The organism is Staphylococcus sp. HMSC62A08 (assembly GCF_001839105.1).
Taxonomy (GTDB): domain Bacteria; phylum Bacillota; class Bacilli; order Staphylococcales; family Staphylococcaceae; genus Staphylococcus; species Staphylococcus caprae.
Window position 1 is genome coordinate 1 of record NZ_KV840062.1, and the last position, 231, is coordinate 231.

Below are 231 nucleotides of genomic sequence, written 5' to 3' on the forward strand. Positions count from 1 at the left end.
TCGTAACTCGCCGGTTCATTCTACAAAAGGCACGCCATCACCCATTAACGGGCTCTGACTACTTGTAAGCACACGGTTTCAAGTTCTCTTTCACTCCCCTTCCGGGGTACTTTTCACCTTTCCCTCACGGTACTGGTTCACTATCGGTCACTAGAGAGTATTTAGCCTTAGGAGATGGTCCTCCTAGATTCCGACGGAATTTCACGTGCTCCGTCGTACTCAGGATCCACT

Annotated in this window: 1 rRNA gene; it reads right to left on the minus strand. The window is 49.8% G+C overall.

Going from position 1 to position 231, the window contains the following annotated elements:
- Window positions 1-231, minus strand: a 23S ribosomal RNA gene (locus HMPREF3264_RS12190); the annotation flags it as partial.